Origin of the sequence: Mesorhizobium sp. WSM4307, assembly GCF_007003945.1 — a bacterium.
Taxonomy (GTDB): Bacteria; Pseudomonadota; Alphaproteobacteria; order Rhizobiales; family Rhizobiaceae; genus Mesorhizobium.
In genome coordinates this window covers 227297-246420 of record NZ_VFTB01000002.1, presented here as the reverse complement: position 1 = coordinate 246420, position 19124 = coordinate 227297, and the positions used below count along the sequence as shown (strand labels likewise).

The 19124-nt window shown below is 63.3% G+C and carries 20 protein-coding genes; 9 read left to right on the top strand and 11 right to left on the bottom strand.

What is annotated here, in order from left to right:
* Positions 1-228: 228 nt before the first annotated feature.
* Both FJV83_RS04805 and FJV83_RS04800 read left to right on the top strand, forming a co-directional pair.
* Complete coding sequence (locus FJV83_RS04805; protein ID WP_015318409.1) at positions 229-474, top strand: zinc-finger domain-containing protein; 246 nt, start codon at positions 229-231, stop codon at positions 472-474.
* A gap of 19 nt (positions 475-493) precedes the next feature.
* Entirely contained in the window at positions 494-1732 is a 1239-nt protein-coding gene (locus FJV83_RS04800; protein WP_095791696.1) for an FAD-dependent monooxygenase, read from the top strand.
* A 65-nt stretch (positions 1733-1797) separates the two neighbouring features.
* Here FJV83_RS04800 and FJV83_RS04795 read toward each other — a convergent pair whose 3' ends face one another.
* The 7 genes from FJV83_RS04795 to FJV83_RS04765 form a co-directional block, all read right to left on the bottom strand.
* On the bottom strand, positions 1798-2463 hold the full coding sequence (locus FJV83_RS04795; protein WP_095791697.1) for a TIGR02117 family protein: 666 nt from the start codon (positions 2461-2463) through the stop codon (positions 1798-1800).
* Between the two features lie 93 nt (positions 2464-2556).
* Positions 2557-3360 (bottom strand): amino acid ABC transporter ATP-binding protein, encoded by an 804-nt coding sequence (locus tag FJV83_RS04790; RefSeq protein WP_010915400.1) that lies wholly within the window; start codon positions 3358-3360, stop codon positions 2557-2559.
* A gap of 23 nt (positions 3361-3383) precedes the next feature.
* Positions 3384-4541 (bottom strand): amino acid ABC transporter permease, encoded by a 1158-nt coding sequence (locus tag FJV83_RS04785; protein ID WP_095770603.1) that lies wholly within the window; start codon positions 4539-4541, stop codon positions 3384-3386.
* Between the two features lie 4 nt (positions 4542-4545).
* Positions 4546-5733, bottom strand: a complete 1188-nt coding sequence (locus tag FJV83_RS04780) for an amino acid ABC transporter permease (protein ID WP_142886413.1) — start codon at positions 5731-5733, stop codon at positions 4546-4548.
* A 62-nt stretch (positions 5734-5795) separates the two neighbouring features.
* Positions 5796-6824 carry an amino acid ABC transporter substrate-binding protein gene (locus tag FJV83_RS04775; protein ID WP_095770605.1) on the bottom strand — a complete coding sequence of 343 codons (1029 nt, stop codon included), beginning with the start codon at positions 6822-6824 and terminating at the stop codon, positions 5796-5798.
* Positions 6825-7206: 382 nt separating this feature from the next.
* Positions 7207-8067: a DUF2182 domain-containing protein gene (locus tag FJV83_RS04770; RefSeq protein ID WP_095770606.1), complete on the bottom strand. Its 861-nt coding sequence runs from the start codon at positions 8065-8067 to the stop codon at positions 7207-7209.
* Between the two features lie 9 nt (positions 8068-8076).
* Positions 8077-8712: a DUF1326 domain-containing protein gene (locus tag FJV83_RS04765; protein ID WP_095788328.1), complete on the bottom strand. Its 636-nt coding sequence runs from the start codon at positions 8710-8712 to the stop codon at positions 8077-8079.
* Between the two features lie 350 nt (positions 8713-9062).
* Between FJV83_RS04765 and FJV83_RS04760 the strand changes: the two genes are divergently transcribed.
* From FJV83_RS04760 to FJV83_RS04740, 5 genes are all read left to right on the top strand, one after another.
* Positions 9063-10244, top strand: coding sequence for a cystathionine beta-lyase (locus FJV83_RS04760; protein WP_095791699.1), 1182 nt, complete (start codon positions 9063-9065; stop codon positions 10242-10244).
* Positions 10245-10471: 227 nt separating this feature from the next.
* Complete coding sequence (locus tag FJV83_RS04755) at positions 10472-11551, top strand: HPP family protein (RefSeq protein WP_095788326.1); 1080 nt, start codon at positions 10472-10474, stop codon at positions 11549-11551.
* Between the two features lie 216 nt (positions 11552-11767).
* Entirely contained in the window at positions 11768-12454 is a 687-nt protein-coding gene (locus FJV83_RS04750) for an RNA polymerase sigma factor (RefSeq protein WP_185973419.1), read from the top strand.
* Positions 12455-12560: 106 nt separating this feature from the next.
* Positions 12561-13085 (top strand): DUF4142 domain-containing protein, encoded by a 525-nt coding sequence (locus FJV83_RS04745; protein WP_142877626.1) that lies wholly within the window; start codon positions 12561-12563, stop codon positions 13083-13085.
* Complete coding sequence (locus FJV83_RS04740; RefSeq protein ID WP_095791702.1) at positions 13082-13399, top strand: cupredoxin family copper-binding protein; 318 nt, start codon at positions 13082-13084, stop codon at positions 13397-13399. The genes FJV83_RS04745 and FJV83_RS04740 overlap by 4 nt, the downstream gene beginning before the upstream one ends.
* 146 nt (positions 13400-13545) lie before the next feature.
* On the opposite strand, the gene FJV83_RS04735 is transcribed toward FJV83_RS04740, so the two are convergent.
* Positions 13546-14397: a crotonase/enoyl-CoA hydratase family protein gene (locus tag FJV83_RS04735; protein WP_095791703.1), complete on the bottom strand. Its 852-nt coding sequence runs from the start codon at positions 14395-14397 to the stop codon at positions 13546-13548.
* A 79-nt stretch (positions 14398-14476) separates the two neighbouring features.
* Between FJV83_RS04735 and FJV83_RS04730 the strand changes: the two genes are divergently transcribed.
* Together FJV83_RS04730 and FJV83_RS04725 are read left to right on the top strand one after the other, a co-directional pair.
* Positions 14477-15061: a TetR/AcrR family transcriptional regulator gene (locus FJV83_RS04730; RefSeq protein WP_095791704.1), complete on the top strand. Its 585-nt coding sequence runs from the start codon at positions 14477-14479 to the stop codon at positions 15059-15061.
* Positions 15062-15148: 87 nt separating this feature from the next.
* Positions 15149-15838 (top strand): hypothetical protein, encoded by a 690-nt coding sequence (locus FJV83_RS04725; protein ID WP_245318023.1) that lies wholly within the window; start codon positions 15149-15151, stop codon positions 15836-15838.
* Here the strand turns inward: FJV83_RS04725 and FJV83_RS04720 are convergent.
* The 3 genes from FJV83_RS04720 to FJV83_RS04710 form a co-directional block, all read right to left on the bottom strand.
* Positions 15776-16645, bottom strand: a complete 870-nt coding sequence (locus FJV83_RS04720; protein ID WP_095791857.1) for a tetratricopeptide repeat protein — start codon at positions 16643-16645, stop codon at positions 15776-15778. The two genes, FJV83_RS04725 and FJV83_RS04720, sit on opposite strands and share 63 nt — an antisense overlap.
* A gap of 17 nt (positions 16646-16662) precedes the next feature.
* The gene (locus tag FJV83_RS04715) at positions 16663-17889 is read right to left on the bottom strand and encodes an anion transporter (protein ID WP_142886412.1); all 1227 of its coding nucleotides are present in this window, start codon (positions 17887-17889) and stop codon (positions 16663-16665) included.
* A 107-nt stretch (positions 17890-17996) separates the two neighbouring features.
* The gene (locus FJV83_RS04710) at positions 17997-18959 is read right to left on the bottom strand and encodes a glycosyltransferase family 4 protein (protein WP_095788321.1); all 963 of its coding nucleotides are present in this window, start codon (positions 18957-18959) and stop codon (positions 17997-17999) included.
* Positions 18960-19124: the final 165 nt, after the last annotated feature.

The window sequence follows — 19124 nt, the reverse complement described above, 5'->3', positions numbered from 1 at the left end:
TGTCCCTGCCCACAACCGTTCCCTTGGAGCGCCGCCAGACGACGATGAACGCTCAAACATGCCTTCGTGAAGCGTGATCAGTCGCGGAATCGCTTGGCATCCGCGGTCACACGCTTAACCGGCTCAACTTATCCTCTGACAGGGTTTTGCGACAGTTTCATTTCATCGATCTTGCAAAGAGACCTGTTATGATCCAGATGCATGCGAGACTGCGTTAAGGAGACGACGATGGCAGGCGGTTCCATTCCCCATTTCCAGAACGATGCCGGCCATCCGGCGATCGACATCGGGGTCAAGGAATTCATGTGCACGGGCGCCAATCCGCCTTTCGACCACCCGCATGTGTTTCTCGACATGGGCGACGACAATGAAAAAGTCTGCCCCTATTGCTCGACGCTTTACCGCTATTCGCCGAAGCTGAAGGCAACGGAAACGCTGCCGGCAGGCTGCCTTTACATCGACCAGGCCGCTTGAATCTTTCCCGACGGACCTGATGGACGACCAGCGCTCCCGGCAAATCGTCATCGCCGGAGCGGGCGTCGCAGGGCTGACTGCCGCACTTGCTTTTGCCAAACGCGGCTATCGCGTGCAGGTGTTCGAGCAAGCACCGCGCCTGGAAGCCGTAGGCGCCGGCCTCCAACTTTCTCCCAACGCCACACGCATCCTGCGTGACCTCAGCGTGCTCGACCGGCTGCTGCCGGCGACGGTGCGGCCAGAGGCCGTGGTGCTGAGGGATGCCAGAACGTTACGCCAATTGGCGCGCGTGCCGTTGGGACAATCAGGTGAAAGCCGCTGGGGCGCTCCCTATCTCGTCGCCCATCGCGCCGACCTGCAGACTGCGCTGATGGCGTGTGTGGCAGAGATGCCTGATGTCCATCTCACGCTCGGGGCGCGCGTCGAAAAAATTGCGACTGGCGGCCATGGTGTCACGGCGACCGTCGAGATCGGCGGCAAGACGGCAGAGGAACGGGGCTCCTTGCTGGTCGGCGCCGATGGCGTCTGGTCGTCGGTGCGCGCGCTTGTCGATGCAAAAAGGATGGCATCGCCAAGAAGCCGTTTTTCGGGAGAGCTGGCCTGGCGCACCACCGTTGCGGCCGACAGCAGCGCCGGGCAAGCCTTTGCCTCGATCGGCGCGGCCGATTGCGTCACGACTTTCCTGCATCCGGGTTTCCATATGGTCGCCTATCCCGTCAGCAAGGGCGACGCCTTCAATCTCGTCGCCTTCACCAAAGGCGAGCGCATCGCCGAGGGCTGGTCCGGCCGTGCCGATCCCGGCATCCTGTCTGCCGCCATGCGCGGCACCGCGCCAGGACTCGTCAAGCTGGTGGAAATGGCCGGCCCATGGTTGACCTGGCCGCTGCACACCGTGGAGCAGAAGCAGCCCTGGACAATGCCAACCGGCATTGCGCTGATCGGCGATGCCGCGCATGCGATGACGCCGTTCGCCGCGCAGGGCGCGGCAATGGCAATCGAGGATGCCGCGACGCTTGCCACGCTGGTCGCCGACTTTCGCGCCGATCCGCGCCAAAGCCTCACCATCTGGGAAAATCTCCGGCGACCGCGCGTGGAGAAGGTCCTTAAGCGTGGCGCGCTCAACCGGCTTGCCTGGCACGCCCGAGGCCCGGTGGCGCTGGCCCGCAACCTCGTGCTGGCGACGCGGCCGGCGGAGAAGCTCGCTGCCGACCTCGACTGGCTTTATGGTTGGGAGGAACCGAAGGTCGTCAGGCGGTAGGTGTCGAGGCAATAGAACCGGATAGCTTTGGCGCCAGCGCCAGATCTTGGAACCATCGCGGAGTCTCAATTGTACAGCCGCATCGACCATCCCAGCGACACCGGCAGCGGGTTCCACCAGCCGGTGCGCAGGCCGGCGGTACGCAACGCTGCGGCGGTCCAGGTGTTGCAGCCGACCACCGCATTGAAATGGCCGTTCGCCTCATAGAAGCGGTCGAAGCTGGAGTAGGCCGCATTCTCGATAACGATCGGGCCGCCAGGCCCCTGCTGAAAACTGGCTTCGATGAAATCGAGCAGCGCCGCGAACTGATCATCACCAATGTCGAAGCCGGCAACATCGGGATGCGGTTCGACGATAGCGCCAGCGACATCCACATGCATGACCGAGGCGTCGAGGGTCAGCGCCTTCATCACCGGAACGGCCTTGAGCTCGGACCATGTCGGTGTTTCCAGATAGAAGGCGCGGCCGCCCCAACCGAAGACGATGTAGCGCACTTCCGGCGCATCGGACGGCAGCCCGGCGTCTGCCAGGAAGTGGAAGCGCTTGCGTATGGCGGCGTCCGCCGGAATGGCGATATCGGTATGGATCGGGTTCTTCAGCACCAGTATATGCCGCGTGCCCTCGCCCGCCGACGCCGCCGGCCAGAGCGGGCGCGGCACCAGCGTGCCGAGGGTCGCCGCAAGCACGATCGCGGCCAGCACCATGAAGAGGAAACGCAGAACTTTTCTCATCGATGACGCCCCGCCGCCAACCGCATCAGCCGATCCACAAGCAAAGAGCCCGGCCGCATTGCGGCCGGGCTCTTGCGCTCGGTGTGGAACCGCTCAGTGCAGGATCTGACTGAGGAACAGTTTCGTGCGCTCGTGGCGCGGGTGGTCGAAGAACTCGGCCGGCGTGTTCTGCTCGACGATCTGGCCCTGATCCATGAAGATCACGCGGTTGGCGACTTTCCGCGCAAAGCCCATCTCGTGGGTGACGCACAGCATGGTCATGCCTTCCTCGGCCAGACCAACCATCGTCTCCAGCACTTCCTTGATCATTTCCGGGTCGAGCGCCGAGGTCGGCTCATCGAACAGCATGATGCGCGGGTTCATGCACAGCGAACGCGCGATGGCCACGCGCTGCTGCTGGCCGCCGGACAGCTGGCCGGGATATTTGTTGGCCTGTTCCGGGATCTTGACCCGCTTGAGGAAGTGCATGGCGATTTCCTCGGCCTGCTTCTTCGGTGTCTTGCGCACCCAGATCGGCGCCAGCGTGCAGTTCTCCAGGATGGTCAAGTGGGGGAACAGGTTGAAGTGCTGGAACACCATGCCGACCTCGCGGCGCACCTCGTCGATCTTCTTCAGATCGTTGGTCAGTTCCTTGCCGTCGACGATGATCTTGCCCTTCTGATGCTCTTCCAGCCGGTTGATGCAGCGGATCATCGTCGATTTGCCGGAACCCGACGGGCCGCAGATGACGATGCGCTCGCCGCGCATCACCTTGAGGTTGATATCCTTCAGCACATGGAACTCGCCGTACCATTTGTGCATGGCGATGATGTCGATGGCGACATCGGTGGTCGAGATGTGCATCTTGGCGGCGTTGACCTTGATCTCTTCGGCGCTGACGGCGTTTTCGGTGGCCATGACAGGGTCCCCTTATTCTTTTGTTAGCGTTTGTGGCCGGTGTCGAGCCGGCGTTCAGTGTACATTGAATAGCGCGACATGCCGAAGCAAAACAGCCAGAAGACGAAGGCGGCGAACACCAGGCCGGACCTGGCCGTTTGCGGCGTCGCCCAGTTGGCGTCCGAGAAGTTCTGCTTGACGACGCCAAGCAGGTCGAACATCGAGATGATGAGGACCAGGCTGGTGTCCTTGAACATGCCGATGAAGGTGTTGACGATGCCGGGAATGACCAGCTTCAGCGCCTGCGGCAGTACGATCAGCCCCATCTTCTGCCAATAGCCGAGCCCGAGTGAATCGGCGCCTTCATATTGGCCTTTGGGGATCGCCTGCAGGCCGCCACGCACGACTTCAGCCATATAGGCTGCGGCAAACAGCGACACGCCGATCAGTGCCCGCAGGAACTTGTCGAAAGTGACGCCCGCGGGCAGGAACAGCGGCAGCATGACACTGACGAAGAACAGGACGGTGATCAGCGGGATGCCACGCACCGTTTCGATGAAGATCACGCACAGCGTCTTGATGATCGGCATTTTCGAACGCCGGCCGAGCGCCAGCACTGTGCCCAGCGGCAACGACACGGCAATGCCGACGAAGGACAGGCTGAGTGTGACCAGCAGGCCGCCCCAGCGCGAGGTCTCGACATGCGGCAGGCCGAACACGCCGCCAATCAGCAGGAAGAACGAGACGATCGGCAGCACCAGGAAGAGCAGGATGGCATTCAGCCCCTTGCGCGGCACACGCGGGATCAGCATCGGCACCAGCAGAACCACGAACAGGATGGCAACCAGGATCGGCCGCCAGCGCTCCTCGATCGGATAGGTACCGAACATGAACTGGCCGAATTTGGCGTTGACGAATGCCCAGCAGGCGCCCGTCCAGCCCTCCGGCTGAATGCCGCCCTGTGCGGCAGTCGCACAGACCGTGCGGTCCGGCCCGGTCCACACGGCATTGATGAACGCCCAGTTGATGACTTGCGGCAGGACCCAGGCAACGATGGCGATGCCAAGGATGGTCAGGATGGTGTCGCCGACCGTGCCGACCAGGTTCTTGCGCACCCAGGCCACTGGGCCGCGCACACTTGTCGGCGCAGGCTGCGCCAAGGCCATTTCGGTGCGCACCCAGGACATATCGTGTTCCTGCATGGCTCTACCTTTCCACCAGCGCCATTCTGGCGTTGACCACGTTCATGACGGCCGAGGTCACCAGGCTAAGTATAAGATAGGCGATCATCATGATCAGCACACCTTCGACCGCCTGTCCCGTCTGGTTGAGGACCGTGCCGGCGGTCGCCGTCAGGTCCGGATAACCGATGGCGATCGCCAGCGAGGAGTTCTTGGTCAGGTTGAGATACTGGCTGGTCAGCGGCGGGATGACGATACGCATGGCCTGCGGCACGACAACCAGCCGCAAGATCGACCCGGACCGCAGCCCAAGTGCCGCCGCCGCCTCGGTCTGGCCCTTGCTCACGCCCCTGATGCCGGCGCGCACGATTTCGGCGATGAAGGCCGCCGTGTAGCAGGAAAGCGCCAGATAAAGCGACAGGAACTCCGGCTTGACCTGGAAGCCGCCGGTCAGATTGAAGGTCGATTGTTTGGGAAGATCAAAGCTCAGCGGAAAGCCGCTCAGCACATAGGCGAGCAATGGCAGGCCGACGATCAGCGCCACCGAGGTCCAGAGCACCGGAAACTGCTGGCCTGTCGCCATCTGCCGCTGACGCGCCGTACGGGCGACGAACCACGCCATGGCAATGCCGACAAGCAGGGCGACGACGATCAGCCAGGAGCCCTCGCCCCAGACTGGGCGGGGAAAGTAGAAGCCGCGCTGGTTAAGGAAGGAGCCGAAGGGCAGATGATAGCTGTCACGCGGCGCCGGCAGCACGGCGAGCACGCCGGAGTACCAGAAGAAGATGACCAGCAGCGGCGGGATGTTGCGGAAGACCTCGACATAGACCGTGCAGATCTTCTGGATCAGCCAGTTCTGCGACAGGCGGCCGATACCGATGACGAAGCCGATGATTGTGGCGGTGATGATGCCGGCCACGGCGACGATGATGGTGTTGATCAGGCCGACGACGATGGCGCGGCCATAGGTCGAGTCCGACGTATAGGCGATCGGCGTATCCGAAATGTCGAATCCGGCGCGTCCCCTGAGGAAGCCGAAGCCGGAGGCGATGTGCAGGCGCTGCAGATTGTCGATGACGTTCTGCACGATCCACCAGACGGAACCGAACAGGACGATGACGACCAGCGTCTGGAAGAAGAGACTGCGTATCTTCGGGTCATTGATGAAGGAAGCCCTGCTGGACTCCTCGCGAAGAACTTCCTGCGATGCCATGTGCCCGTCCCCTGAAAAGAGAAACCGGAAGGCAGATATCTGCCTTCCGGATCACATTTCGGTCAGCGGATCGGCGGAGCGTATTGCAGGCCGCCCTTGGTCCACAGCGCATTGATGCCGCGCGCGATCTTGAGCGGGCTGCCCGAGCCGACATTGCGATCGAACATTTCACCGTAATTGCCGACGGCCTTGACGATATTGACGACCCAGTCATTGGAGACGCCGAGATCGGTGCCGATCTTGGTGTCGGCTTCCTGGCCGAGAACGCGCTTGATCTCCGGGCTGGCCGAGTTCTTCATCTCATCGACATTGGCCTTGGTGATGCCGAGTTCCTCCGCGTCAAGCAGCGCGAAATAGGTCCACTTGACGATGTGGTACCACTGGTCGTCGCCTTGGCGCACCGCCGGTCCGAGCGGCTCCTTGGAGATGATCTCGGGTAGCACGACGTGATCGGCCGGCGAGCCCAGCGTCAGGCGGATGCCGTAAAGGCCCGACTGGTCCGTGGTGTAGACATCGCAGCGGCCGGCGTCATAGGCGGCGTTGACCTCTTCGAGCTTCTCGAAGACGACCGGATTGTACTCCATCTTGTTCGCCTTGAAGTAGTCGGCGAGGTTGAGCTCGGTGGTGGTGCCGCTCTGCACGCACACGGCCGCGCCCGAGAGCTGGAGCGCCGAATTGACGCCCGGCAGCTTCTTGGCGTTGATCATGAAGCCCTGGCCGTCATAGTAGGTCGTGCCGATAAAATTCAGGCCAAGCGCCGTGTCGCGATTGATGGTCCAGGTGGTGTTGCGCGACAGGATGTCGACCTCGCCGGACTGCAGCGCGGTGAAGCGCTCCTTGGCGCTGAGCGGGGTGAACTTGACCTTGGTGCCGTCACCGAAGACGGCGGCCGCGACAGCGCGGCAGAAATCCGCGTCGATGCCCTGCCAGTCACCCTTGTCGTCGGGCGCCGAGAAACCGGCCAGACCCGTCGAGACACCGCATTGGATGAAGCCCTTCGCCTTGACGGTGTCGAGCGTCGTCGCCGACGCTGCCGACGCCATAAACCCGAGCGTAGCGGCGCCAAGGATGCCGATAGCAATATGTTTCATGACCCACAGACCCTTTTCTGTTTTCAGGCAAAACCTGATCTTTTTTCCCGTGTGAACGCAGTTCCCATTCCAGCCCATTCCCGGAATCCCGCATCGTAACCGACGCGCCGCCTCCCATTCACGAACAGCATCGAAGGCGATAATTCCTGTGAGGTCAAGGGAAATGACCGAATCCGAACGTCTTTGAAAATCGATTGCCTGAAATGCCCGAATTGCAGACAAACGCGCCCGCATTTTAGTCACGGCGCGAATAAAGTCGGCAAAGCGCATTCAACGCAAATGCGGGCCAGCGGCGAAATCCATAACTGGCGCCAGCTTGGCGTCCCTGATCTGGACACCGGATGAATTGGCATGGCCGAAGACTGTCATCGGACCTGCGCCGTCAAAGCGCACGGGACATCAACCACACGCCGGCCGCCACCATCAGCGCGCCGGAAATGCGCGAGATCAACGGCCCGCTCGTGGCCGTCTTTTCCAGGAGAACGAGGATGGCGATACCGGCGATCCACAGGATGTTCATGACGCCGCCGACGAACAGCAAGGCCATCAGCGCCCAGCAGCAGCCCAGACAATAGAGGCCGTGATCGACGCCTAGCCGAATCGCACCGAGCGGCGCGGAACGGAACCCGCCATGGCTCATCAGGAACCCGATCGGCCCCTGGCATTGGCGCAAGCAGGAGCTCTTGATCGGCGTCCATTGATAGAGGCCGGCGGCGATCAGGACGAGGCCACCGAGGATCGTGCTGTCGGTTGCCATCGAGGGGTCGAGCAGGGCCAGCCGGCCGAGCAGCCATTGCGCGCCGGTCGCGGCGATGCTGAAGACGATCCAGACGGTGAGATAGCCGGTAAAAAACCAGCCGGTCGAAGCGATGGGGCGGCCAGCCGCCTGCGCCTTGCGGCCGATGCCAGCATAGAGCAGCAGCAGCGGCGCGACCGAAGGCGTCATCATGCCGACCATCATCACCGCCCACATCGTGAAAATGAAAGCGAAATCGGCGAGTGTCCAGGCTCGGAAGCCAGGCGCCACGGCGGCGCCCACATCCATTCCAGCCATGTCCATATTCGACATGTCCATTGCGGCCATATCGCCGCTTGCTCCGGCCGGCATCGGGGATTCGGGCATGGCCATGTCGATGGCAAGCCACAGCACATAGGCCCAGGCGAGCACCGCAATCACGACGAGCGCGGCCATCACGACCGTGCGGTCGCGCCGCAGCACCGCCTCCAAGGCCCTGTCGCCCATTGGATCAGCTCAATGGACGACGCCGCTCTGCGTGAGATGCAGATTGGCAAAATGACTGTGCGTATCGGCCACCCCGAACTTGATCGGGCCTGTCGCCTTGGTCCAGCCGCGCCCGATCTCGGCCATTGCGTATTCGAGGCCGTGCGGCAGGTCGATGCGTGCCCGATGCTCGGCGCCGGTGACCGGATTCTTGATCGGCTCGCCATGACCGTCGGCTACGCCCTCGACATGCAGCCGTCCGGTTCGCGCGTCGACGTCGACCTCGAACTCGATCGGGGCAAAGATCGGGTCATGGAATTTCTCCAGCGTGGTCGAGAAGAACTCGAATATTGTCGCGCCTGGTTCGGTGTCCTGCCCGCCCAGTATGCGAAGCAGCGCTTCACGCTGGGCCTCGCTCGCCCTCTCGTCGACAACCACCGCTGCTTCGCCGCCGCCCTGATGGATGGCGCCGGGCCAGCGGAAAATCCCGACGAGCCGCAATCCATCGAGTTTGGTGGCTCCGTGATGGCCGCTCTCGATTTCGATGCCGGCAACCGCCTGACAGAAGCCGTGTGTGGGCATGGCGTTGAACTGGCATGGGCAGCCATAGGCGCAATTGCAGTTGACGAATTCGCGCGCCTTCATCGTCCATTTGACGTTGGGCATGGCATTCCTCCCCTTGCGGCGCTCTGTGAGCGCGATACCCGGACCGGGGGATCAGGAGGAACCCTGCCAAAACCATCCGGCAGCATCTGATCGAGGCAATCCGGTGATTAATATTAGAGACTTATTATATATGTTTCGCAGCCGTCTACAATAGGTTGACCGAGGGACGATCGGCTCCGCCGACAATCACTTCCGCACACCTTGCCGAGCCCGTTTCAGGACCCCGCAGCTATGCCGTTCAGGTGGAGAATTGGCATATTCGAAGTCTATCCCTGGCGGATGGTGGGCTGTTGCGCGGTCCAAGCCGCCGCACTATGGCTAGCGCCTTGTCAAACAGGCGAAGACGAAGAATGGCTAAGGACGGCAACGAACAGGGTTCCGGCAAAATGGGCATCAACACGCGGTTGGCCCATTCGGGCAACAACCCGCACGACTATTTCGGCTTCGTCAATCCGCCTGTCGTGCACGCCTCGACCGTGCTGTTCCGCAACGCCGCCGCAATGGTTGGCCGCAGCCAGAAATACACCTACGGCACGCGCGGCACGCCGACGACGGACGCCCTTGCCCAGGCCATCGATGCGCTGGAGGGATCCGCCGGCACGATCGTGGTGCCGTCGGGCCTTGCGGCGGTGACTATTCCGCTGCTCGCCTTCGTGTCGGCCGGCGATCACCTGCTGATCGTCGACAGCGTCTACCATCCGACCCGTAATTTCGCCGACACGATGCTGAAGCGGCTCGGCGTCGAGGTGGAGTATTATGATCCTCGTATCGGCGCTGGCATCGCCGCCCTGATCAAGCCCAACACCAAGGTGGTGTTCACGGAATCGCCAGCCTCCAACACGTTCGAGGTGCAGGACATCCCGGCGATCGCCAAGGCGGCGCACGCGGCTGGCGCTATCGTGATGATGGACAACACCTGGGCAACGCCGCTTTATTTCCGGCCGCTCGACCACGGCGTCGACATCTCCATTCACGCGGCGACGAAGTACCCGGCCGGCCATTCCGACGTGCTGCTGGGCACGGTCTCGGCCAATGAAAGCCACTGGAAACAGCTCTATGAGAGCTTCTGCACGCTCGGCTGCTGCGCGGGTCCCGACGATGTCTACCAGGTGCTGCGCGGCTTGCGCACCATGGGCGTGCGCCTGGAGCATCACCAGCGCAGCGCGCTTGCCATCGCGTCGTGGCTCGAAGGCCAGAAGGGCGTGGCGCGCGTGTTCCACCCTGCCCTTCCCAGCCACCCGGACCACGCTCTATGGAAGCGCGACTTTTGCGGTTCGAGCGGCATCTTTTCCATCGTGCTCGCCGGCGGCGGCCAGAAGGAGCAGCACGCTTTCCTCGACGCGCTGCAGATCTTCGGCCTCGGCTATTCCTGGGGCGGCTATGAGAGCCTTGCGGTGCCAGTCTGGCTCGACGACCGCGTCGTTGCAAAAGGCCCCTATGAAGGCCCGTTGATCCGCCTGCAGATCGGCCTCGAGGATGTAGACGACCTGAAAGCCGACATTTTGCGCGGTCTGGCCGCAGCGACGGCCTAACCAGCGCGCACGGGCTGACTGCCGGACAGAATCAGCAGACGGCCGCGAGGCCTTGGCGCTGATAACAAAGCGCGAGCCGCTCGCGGCATCCCATTGCTGCGCGTCACGCAATATTATTCTCTCGGGCCGCTGCTTTCGGGATTTGTTTGACTTTCAAATCCGTGGGTTCGGTCGCATTGCGTGCTGCACTGGTACCCTCGTCCAATCCCATTGGTCCCAACCCTGTCATGGCCTTTCGTCTTTTTGTCCCCATCCTTGCCGGCGCGACGCTGCGAGAGCGGCTGCTGGCCTGTATCGGCGCCACGATCGGCATCGCGCTGACCGGCGTGATCAGCGGGCTGGCAATGGGCGGCGGCCCGCATGTGGCCCTGCTGGTGGCACCGATGGGCGCCTCCGCCGTGCTTCTCTTCGCCGTGCCCGCCAGCCCTTTGGCGCAGCCCTGGTCGATCATCGGCGGCAACTCCATATCGGCGCTGGTGGGTGTGACGGTGGCGCATTTCATCCATGATCCGGTCATGGCCTCGGGCCTCGCCGTGGCGCTCGCCATCGCGGCCATGTCGTTCACGCGCTGCCTGCATCCGCCCGGTGGCGCGGCGGCTCTGACGGCGGTGCTCGGCGGGCCGGCCGTAGTCAGCGCCGGCTTCCTGTTTCCGTTCGTGCCGGTGGCCCTGAATTCGATCATCCTGGTCACGCTCGGCCTGCTTTTCCACAGGCTGGCGCGGCGCAACTACCCGCATGTCGCTGCTTCCCCAGCCAACAGCCATGGGACGGCCGATCCGCCGGCGCGGCAGCGCGTCGGCTTCCGGCCCGAGGATATCGACGCGGCGCTGACCACGCTCGACGAAACCTTCGACATCGACCGCAACGACCTCGAACGGCTCCTGAGGCAAGTCGAGCTGCAGGCCATGGTGCGCTCACACCGGACGCTGCTTTGCCAGGACATCATGTCCCGCGACGTGGTTTCGGTGCCCGAGCAGGCCACCGCCGAGGAGGCGCGCCAGCAACTGCTCGATCACAACATCCGCACCTTGCCGGTGGTCGACGCGGATGGCCGGCTGGTTGGCGCTGTCGGCCTGCGCGAGCTGACGAAGACGACCGATGCGGTGAAGAGCGTGATGTCGAAGGCCGGCACCGCTTCGCCCGAGACACCGGCGATGAGCCTGCTTCCCGTACTGACCGACGGCCGCAGCCACGCCGTGGTCATCGTCGACGGTGAGCGGCGCATCCTCGGCCTGATCACCCAGACCGACCTGCTGGCGGCGGCAGCGCGCGTGCAGGCCGCAGACAAAGGACTGGCGGCGGCTTAGAGCAACTCCAGGAAAAGTGTGTGCGGTTTTCGGAAAAGCGCGCAGCGCTTTCCCTTGCGAATTGCGTCAACACAAAGAGTTGGAGCAGTTGGCCGTTTCCGTGAAACGGTGAACTGATCTAGAATAGCGGAGCCAGGTTGCCGAAATCCGGGAACCTTTTTCCGGCGGGCGCATCGAACGTGCAGTCAAGCGTCTGTTCGGGGAGATCCGGTCGCGATGAGCAAGCTCGCAATACCCGTCAAAATGCCCAGGGTGGCCGAGGCTCTTTCCGGCGACATGCTGCTTGTACAGCGAGCCCTGGCGCGCGATGCGGGCGCCTTCCGCACCATCATCAAGACATACAACCAGCAGCTCTACCGCATCGCGCGCGGCATACTGCGCAACGACGCCGAAGCCGAGGACGTCGTCCAGGAGGCCTATGTCCACGCCTTCGCCAATCTGGCGACATTTCGCGGCGACTCTTCGCTTGCCACCTGGCTGTCGCGCATCGTCATCAACGAAGCACTCGGCCGCCTGCGCAAGAGGCGCCGCACCGTGGCGATGCCCGAAAATCCGGAAGCGCAAATCATCCGCTTTCCCCTCAACCCCAGCGACGACCCGGAGCGGACGATGGCGCAGCGGCAGATTCTCGCACTTGTCGAGCGGGCGACCGACAGCCTGCCCGACATCTACCGCATGGTCTTCGTGGCCCGTGTCATCGAGGGCCTGAGCATGGAGGAAACCGCCGATCTGCTGGGCGTGCGGCCGGAGACCGTCAAGACAAGGCTGCACCGGGCGCGTAGCCTGTTGCGCAAGGCGCTGGACGACGAGATCGGCCCGGTCCTGCTCGACGCCTTCCCCTTCGCCGGCCGCCGCTGCGAGCGTTTGACCAAGGCCGTTATGGGACGGCTGGGCTTCGAATGATCCCGTCGCGATTTTGCGGGAACGTTTCTCCCGGCCGCGCATCCAATCGGCGTCAACTGGAAATGTAAGCCCGGCGCTTCCTCGCGGCCGGGCGAAGGAGGATGCCATGTTCACCCGATATACCGCCGCCCTTGCCGCCGTGCTTTTCGTCAGCGCTGCTCCGTTCGCGCAGGCCGCCGACAAGCCGACCGACCCGCAGATCGCCCATATCGCCTACACGGCCGGCGTCCTCGACATCGAGGCGGCCAAGCAGGCGATCAAGACATCGAAGAACAAGGAGGTCGTCGCGTTCGCCAAGGACATGGAGCGCGACCATGAGGCGGTGAACAAGCAGGCGCTCGACCTGGTCAAGAAGCTCAAGGTGAAGCCCGAGGACAACGCCACCAGCCAGGCGCTGACCAAGGCGGCGGAAGAAGAACGCGCCAAGCTCGCCAAGCTGAAGGGCGCGGCTTTCGACAAGGCCTATATCGAGAATGAAGTCGCCTATCACAAGCAGGTCAACGGCGCGCTCGAAACGCTGCTCATCCCTTCGGCCAGCAATGCCGAGTTGAAGAGCCTGCTCGAGACCGGCCTCAAGATCTTCCAGGGGCATGAGCAGCACGCCGAACATGTCGCCGGCATGCTGAAATGAAGGCGGGCGTCTTGATCCATCTGCCATGGCTGGCCGCTCTGGCGCTTATGACGGCGCCGGCGGCGGCCGCAACCATAGAGGTCACCATCGACAAGCTCGTCTTCTCCCCGGCAACCGTCGAGGCGAAGGTCGGCGACACGGTCGAGTGGGTGAACAAGGATGTGGTTGCCCACACGGCCACCGTCAAGGGCGGCTGGGAGGTGATGATCCCGCCGAAGAAATCGGCGAGCCTGACACTGAAGGCGGCTGGAGCGATCGACTATTTCTGCCGCTTCCACCCCAACATGAGGGGCCATATGAACGTGGCGCCGTGATGCCTTCGCGGGCTGGCGGTGCACAGCCGCCAGCGTGCAGGCCTCGCAGGCTTTCACGAGTGAGAAATCCTCGCTGCGGACGAACCGCGCCAGCACTTCGCCGATCGGCAGCAGAAGCGCCTCGGGCGAGCGCCACTTGCCACCGCCTACGAATGGTCGAGCCGCAGCGAGGCGCGCCTTGCTTCGTCCGGCCTTGTGATGTGTGTCCAGGTGCCGTCGTAGCTGGGCTTGCGCCGCTCGATCCAGGCGGCAAGGCCTTCCCTGAGATCGGCGGTCGGCGCCATGCGGGCGAACTGCTCGGCCTCGACCAACAGCCCTTCGGCGATGCTGAGGTTGATGCCGCGCGCCACCGCAGTGAGAATGCTGGCGAGCGCTGCCGGCGAATGCGTGGCGATGCGGCGGGCAAGATCGTGCGCTGCCGGCATCAGCTCGGCATGCGGCACAATCTTGTTGACGAGGCCGAGTTCGGCCGCTCGTTCAGCCGAAAAGGTTGCGCCCGTCAAAAGCAGTTCAAGCGCGCGCTTGCGCCCGGCAAGCCGCGGAAGGCGCTGCGTGCCGCCGAAGGTCGGGGGCATTGCGAGGTTGATCTCCGGCTTGGCGAACAGGGCGCGGTCGCTGGCGATGGCCAGCGGCACGGCCTCGGTGATCTCGCAGCCTCCGCCGAAGGCAATCCCGTTGACGGCGGCGATGATGGGTTTGCGGAAGGCTTCAAGCCTTGCCGTCAGTCGCTGGCCGCGCAGGACGAAGTCGCGCAGCGCCACATCCGTGCCTGCGGCGACACTCAATGAGAATTCGCCGATATCGCCGCCGGCGGAGAAGGCGCGTTCGCCGGCACCGGTCAGGATGACGGCGCGGACCGCATTGTCGGCCTCTATCGTGTCGAGGATCGCTAGCAGGCGATCGATCAGGGCGTAGTTCAGCGCATTGAGCTTTTCCGGGCGGTTGAGGGTGAGGACGCTTACCCCGTCGCGGGTCTCGTTCAGGACAAGATCGGCCATTGTTCTTCCTTTCCAGATACCACGGAAAGGGATCACTCTTTCGATTGCGTGTATATTCACTAGTCGGTATACATGGCTCATGCCCGAAGTCGCCAGCCCGACCCGCAAACGCATCGTCGATGCCGCGACGAAGCTGTTCTATGCCGAGGGAATCGGCCGCGTCAGCGTCGACGCCGTCGCGGAAAAGGCCGGCCTCACCAAGCGGACGCTTTACTACCACTTCAAGAGCAAGGACGACCTGATCGCCGCCTATCTGGACGGGCGGGACCAGCCCAATCTGCGGCAGATGGCCGGCTGGTTCGATGCCGCGGAAGGCGGCGCGGACCGCAAGGCCGAGGCGATCTTCAGCAATCTGGCGCGGGCTGCGCGCCACCCGAAATGGAAGGGATGCGGTTTCCTGCGCACGGCCGCGGAACTCGCTTCGATGCCCGGCCATCCGGCGATCAAGGTCGGATCACGCCACAAGTCGAATTTCGAGGCATGGCTGGCCGGCGCGTTGTCGGACCACGGCGTCGAGGAACCACAGGCGGCGGCGCGCGAGATCGTGCTTTTGATCGATGGCTCCTTTTCGATCATGCTGGTCCACCGCAATCCCGATTACATCGAGGCGGCAGGACGAGCAGCGGCGACGCTTGTCCGGGTCAGATCGCGGAACAAGGACTGAACCAGCCGTGGCTTGGAACGCAGCCGGCAAGCATGGTATCGCAATGCCAGGGAGGCGGTGATGCGTATCATCTTTCGATGTGATCCAATGTTGATCGAGCATTTGCCGCGCCCGATCCCGGCGCGCGGCGCTCTGCCGGAATGGCTGCGCGCCATGCCCGCCACCGCCTATTCGGCGATCCACGGCCGCGACATTCGCACGCTCAAGCAATGCCCACCCGTTGTCGATGCGATGACCTATGGCTTCATGGTCCTGCTGCCGTGCGACGTCGTCGTCGACAAGGGCACCTTTTCGTGGGACTGGCAAATTCCAGAACCGGTCACGCAGAACCACCCCAGAGCGCCATTGAGCTTCCACACACCGGGGCAGCTCGCCGGCAGCCCGTTTGCTACGCCCGGCCAAGCCGCCCTCAAATTCAACAGCTTCTGGACCATCGAGGTCGAGGAAGGCTGGTCGCTGTTCGCGACGCATCCGGTCAATCGCGAGGATCTTCCTTTCAGGCTGGTGACTGGGCTGGTGGATTCCGACCGGTTCAGCGATGGCGGCATCAATTTCCCGGCGGTCTGGACGGAACCTGGGTTCTCCGGCGTGCTCGGGAAAGGAACCCCGGTCGCACAGTGCTTTGCGGTTCCGCGGGCGACGCCGCAGCTGGAATACGAGGTGTTCGACGAAGAACGGCAGGCGTCTTATGCGCGCACCGTCGGTAATGTCTTGTCAACGCCGGGTGTCTACCGCAAGCGGTTCCGCGCCCGGCGGGGGCGCTCCACTGGCGAGTAAGCGACGCAGTGCTTCCTCATCGAGCCACAGCCGACCACTCGGCGCCGATGTAAGCGCCATGGCGATGACGCCGAACGTGGATGGGCGCAGACGATAGGCCGTTGAATACGCCAGCATCGCCCCATCCAGATCACCAGTTTCCTGCAAGACGACGCCCAGATTGACGGCAGCCTCCGGGGTATCGGGGCTCATCTCCAGCACGCGTCGATAGGCCTGGGCAGCGGCGCCGAACTTGCGCATGTCCTGACGCACCAACCCGAGATCAAACCAGGCAGAAGGATGCCCGCCGCCAGCGACGGCGCGTTCGAGCAAGTCCTCTGCCTCAACAGACGCGCCGCGTTGCCAGGCAAGGCGCCCGAGGCGCGCCGCAGCCTCCTCGGATTTCGGATCCCATTGCAAGACGAGTGTCCACCATTCGCCCGCGGCCAAAGCATTGCCTGCCTGATCAAGGGTACGTGCCCGCTCGATCAGTATTTCCGCCTGTGATGACAGCTTTGCCGCGCGATCCAGCTGTTGCAACGCTGCCTCGAACCGGCCGTCGGCCCGAGCAATCCTGCATGCCAGAATCAAAGCGGGCACATTATCCGCATGAGCGGCCAGGCTCGTCTCGATGCGCGTGCGAGCTCCCGACAAATCCGCCCTGGCGAACAGGATCGCCGCCAGAAGATGGCAAAGAGCCGGATCGTTCGGGCGTTGCTTCAGGCCTAACTCGCACAGCTGCATTGCCTGGCCATGATTGCCGGAATTGAAAGCAGCCACCGCACGTCGGATCAGATCTCCACTTTCGACTTGATTCGTATCCGTCACCGCTTTTACCACTCCGGTTAGAACCCGAAGGCCAGCCATGCCGTGCCGGCGACGAGAGTGATCAGCGTCAGCGGCAGGCCGACCTTGAAGAAGGCACCGAACGACAAGGGCGTGCCGGCAGCCTTGGACTGCTCGGCGACGATCAGGTTGGCGACCGAGCCGAGCAGCGTGAAATTGCCGGCGAGCGTTGAACTCATCGCCACCACCAGCCAGGCCCGTTCGGGGTTTTCCAGCCCAGGTATGAACGGCCGCAGCGCCAGCACCGCCGGAACATTGCTCATGATGTTGGAGAGCACCGCGGTGAAGCTGGACAGGCGCCAGACATCGTCGAGGCCGAGATTCTTGGCCGAGGCGATGAGATCCGGCGTCAGCAACGTCCTTTCGGCGCTGGCGACCACCACGAACAAACCGGCGAACATGAACAGCAGCGGGCCATCGATCTCACGGTAGATGCGGTCCGGCTTGATGGCGCGGGTGAGCAGGAGAATGGCTCCGCCGATCAACGCCGCCTTGGCAACGGGGACGCCGGCGAAGAAGGCGATGGCCAGCCCGATGCAGACGATCACGGCTTTCAGCACCTGCCCGCGATGCATCCGGCCGCGCGAGACATGCGGCGTCAATTCAGCTGTGCGGGTGAATTCGGCGCGATAGACGATGCGCACGATGACGATGACCGCGACGAGACCGAACAGGGCGACCGGCGCGAGTGCCGCCGAAAAAGCGGGATAGGAAATGCCCGACAGCGCGCCGATGACCATGTTCTGAGGATTGCCGGTGATGGTGGCGACGCTGCCGCAGTTCGAGGCGGTGGCGGTGGCGATCAGGTACGGGATCGGGTTGCGATTGATGACGCGGGTGACGTGGACGACGATCGGCGCCATGACCAGGCAGATGGCGTCGTTGACCAGGAAGGCCGACAGCACGCCGGTCAGCAGCGTCACCATCACCAGGAGCATGAAGGGCGCGTGCGCGTGTTCGATGGCGATGGCGCCCAGGCCGCGAAAGGCGCCAGAGACCTTCAGATGCGCCACCACGATCATCATGCCGAGCAGAAGCGTGATCGTGTCGAAATTGATGGCGCGGTAGGCGTCCTCCATGCTGATCGCGCCAACGGCGATCATCGCGGCGCCGCCAAGCAGCGCGATGCCTGCCCGGTCAAGACGCAAACCGGGGATGCGGCCGATGGCGACGCCGGCATAGGTCAGGACCAGGATCAGCAGTGCCGCCGCGCCCATCAACGTCATTGGTAAGAAGCCCTGCTCGATCTGGTGGCGCCGATGCGTCCGCCTGGTGGTTCTTTTGCATGTCAACTTTAGCGATGTCGAGATTGACGACAAACGGGGCGGTACCGCTAACGCCGATAGAAATCCAGCCGCTGTTGCAATGCCTGCGGCGAAAACAGTCGCTCGACGGTCTGCCGCGCTTTGTGGCCCATGTCAGCCCGCAGCGCTGGATCGGCCTTGAGCTCGGCCAGGATGCGCGCCGCCTGTTGCGTCGACTCGAACAGAAAACCGTTTTCGCCATGGCTGATATAGTCGGCATAGCCGCCATGCGCATGGCAGACCACGGGCAAACCGCAGGCCATCGCCTCGAACACCACGCGGCCGAATGTCTCCACATGCGAGCCGGTGCGATAGTAGAAGACGTCGAGCGTCGGCAAAAACTGCTCGGCGGCAAACTGGCCCTGCGGCAGGAGTTCGAGTTGCGGATGCGGCGCGAGCCTGTCCTTCAGCGGCATGCCGCCCTGGATCCGTACCGCAACGCCGTCGGCCAGCAAGGCCTCGTAGAGCGCCACATCGTCGGCATGATGCTTGTCCGCCGTGTCGCGGCTCAGCCGCCCCACCGTGAACGGGCCGTCCGGCCTTGCCGGTCGTGGTGAAAAACGCCCGATATCGATCGGCGACGGATGCACGACGCCTTCGACCTGCAGCATGCGCTTCTGGAATTCCGAGATCAGCACCAATTCGGCGCCGGGCCAGCCCAGCAGGCGCGGCATGCCGGTCGTCAGCCCGATGATCTTCGGGTGAAAGGTGTTGAAGACATAGATCAGCCGGCGTGGCCGCCGGATCAGGTAAGGCCAGATTTTGTTGCGCCAATGCGCGCCGAGGAAGACATAGGTGCCGCCGTCCGGCACCTCGCGCTTTGTCAGCGACACGCGGCGAATCGGAAATTGCCGCATCAGTTCGTCGGACACGCGCGAAGAGGTTGCCCAAAGACACACCTGCTGGTCGGCACTCAACAGCCGATACAGGTCCAGGGTTTCGCGTTCGCTGCCGCCAAACGGGTTCTGAAAGCCGTTGAACAAATGGATCATGATCGCCGCGCTTGCCTAGCCCGGGCCATCCCGCCACTCGTTCGCCCGGCACCGAAACAGGTCGTGACTGCGCCGGTGGCCCGGAAGACCGAGGAGATCAAGAAAGCAGAAATGTCTCTGGCGACGCCCAATACATCACCTTAGCCGGAGGAAGCACACCGGCAA

Excerpts from the sequence above, each read along its gene's own strand:
- FJV83_RS04805 (WP_015318409.1), top strand. The coding sequence starts at position 229 with ATGGCAGGCGGTTCCATTCCCCATTTCCAGAACGATGCCGGCCATCCG.
- FJV83_RS04800 (WP_095791696.1), top strand. The coding sequence starts at position 494 with ATGGACGACCAGCGCTCCCGGCAAATCGTCATCGCCGGAGCGGGCGTC.
- FJV83_RS04795 (WP_095791697.1), bottom strand. The coding sequence starts at position 2,463 with ATGAGAAAAGTTCTGCGTTTCCTCTTCATGGTGCTGGCCGCGATCGTG.
- FJV83_RS04790 (WP_010915400.1), bottom strand. The coding sequence starts at position 3,360 with ATGGCCACCGAAAACGCCGTCAGCGCCGAAGAGATCAAGGTCAACGCC.
- FJV83_RS04785 (WP_095770603.1), bottom strand. The coding sequence starts at position 4,541 with ATGCAGGAACACGATATGTCCTGGGTGCGCACCGAAATGGCCTTGGCG.
- FJV83_RS04780 (WP_142886413.1), bottom strand. The coding sequence starts at position 5,733 with ATGGCATCGCAGGAAGTTCTTCGCGAGGAGTCCAGCAGGGCTTCCTTC.
- FJV83_RS04775 (WP_095770605.1), bottom strand. The coding sequence starts at position 6,824 with ATGAAACATATTGCTATCGGCATCCTTGGCGCCGCTACGCTCGGGTTT.
- FJV83_RS04770 (WP_095770606.1), bottom strand. The coding sequence starts at position 8,067 with ATGGGCGACAGGGCCTTGGAGGCGGTGCTGCGGCGCGACCGCACGGTC.
- FJV83_RS04765 (WP_095788328.1), bottom strand. The coding sequence starts at position 8,712 with ATGCCCAACGTCAAATGGACGATGAAGGCGCGCGAATTCGTCAACTGC.
- FJV83_RS04760 (WP_095791699.1), top strand. The coding sequence starts at position 9,063 with ATGGCTAAGGACGGCAACGAACAGGGTTCCGGCAAAATGGGCATCAAC.
- FJV83_RS04755 (WP_095788326.1), top strand. The coding sequence starts at position 10,472 with ATGGCCTTTCGTCTTTTTGTCCCCATCCTTGCCGGCGCGACGCTGCGA.
- FJV83_RS04750 (WP_185973419.1), top strand. The coding sequence starts at position 11,768 with ATGAGCAAGCTCGCAATACCCGTCAAAATGCCCAGGGTGGCCGAGGCT.
- FJV83_RS04745 (WP_142877626.1), top strand. The coding sequence starts at position 12,561 with ATGTTCACCCGATATACCGCCGCCCTTGCCGCCGTGCTTTTCGTCAGC.
- FJV83_RS04740 (WP_095791702.1), top strand. The coding sequence starts at position 13,082 with ATGAAGGCGGGCGTCTTGATCCATCTGCCATGGCTGGCCGCTCTGGCG.
- FJV83_RS04735 (WP_095791703.1), bottom strand. The coding sequence starts at position 14,397 with ATGGCCGATCTTGTCCTGAACGAGACCCGCGACGGGGTAAGCGTCCTC.
- FJV83_RS04730 (WP_095791704.1), top strand. The coding sequence starts at position 14,477 with ATGCCCGAAGTCGCCAGCCCGACCCGCAAACGCATCGTCGATGCCGCG.
- FJV83_RS04725 (WP_245318023.1), top strand. The coding sequence starts at position 15,149 with ATGTTGATCGAGCATTTGCCGCGCCCGATCCCGGCGCGCGGCGCTCTG.
- FJV83_RS04715 (WP_142886412.1), bottom strand. The coding sequence starts at position 17,889 with ATGACGTTGATGGGCGCGGCGGCACTGCTGATCCTGGTCCTGACCTAT.
- FJV83_RS04710 (WP_095788321.1), bottom strand. The coding sequence starts at position 18,959 with ATGATCCATTTGTTCAACGGCTTTCAGAACCCGTTTGGCGGCAGCGAA.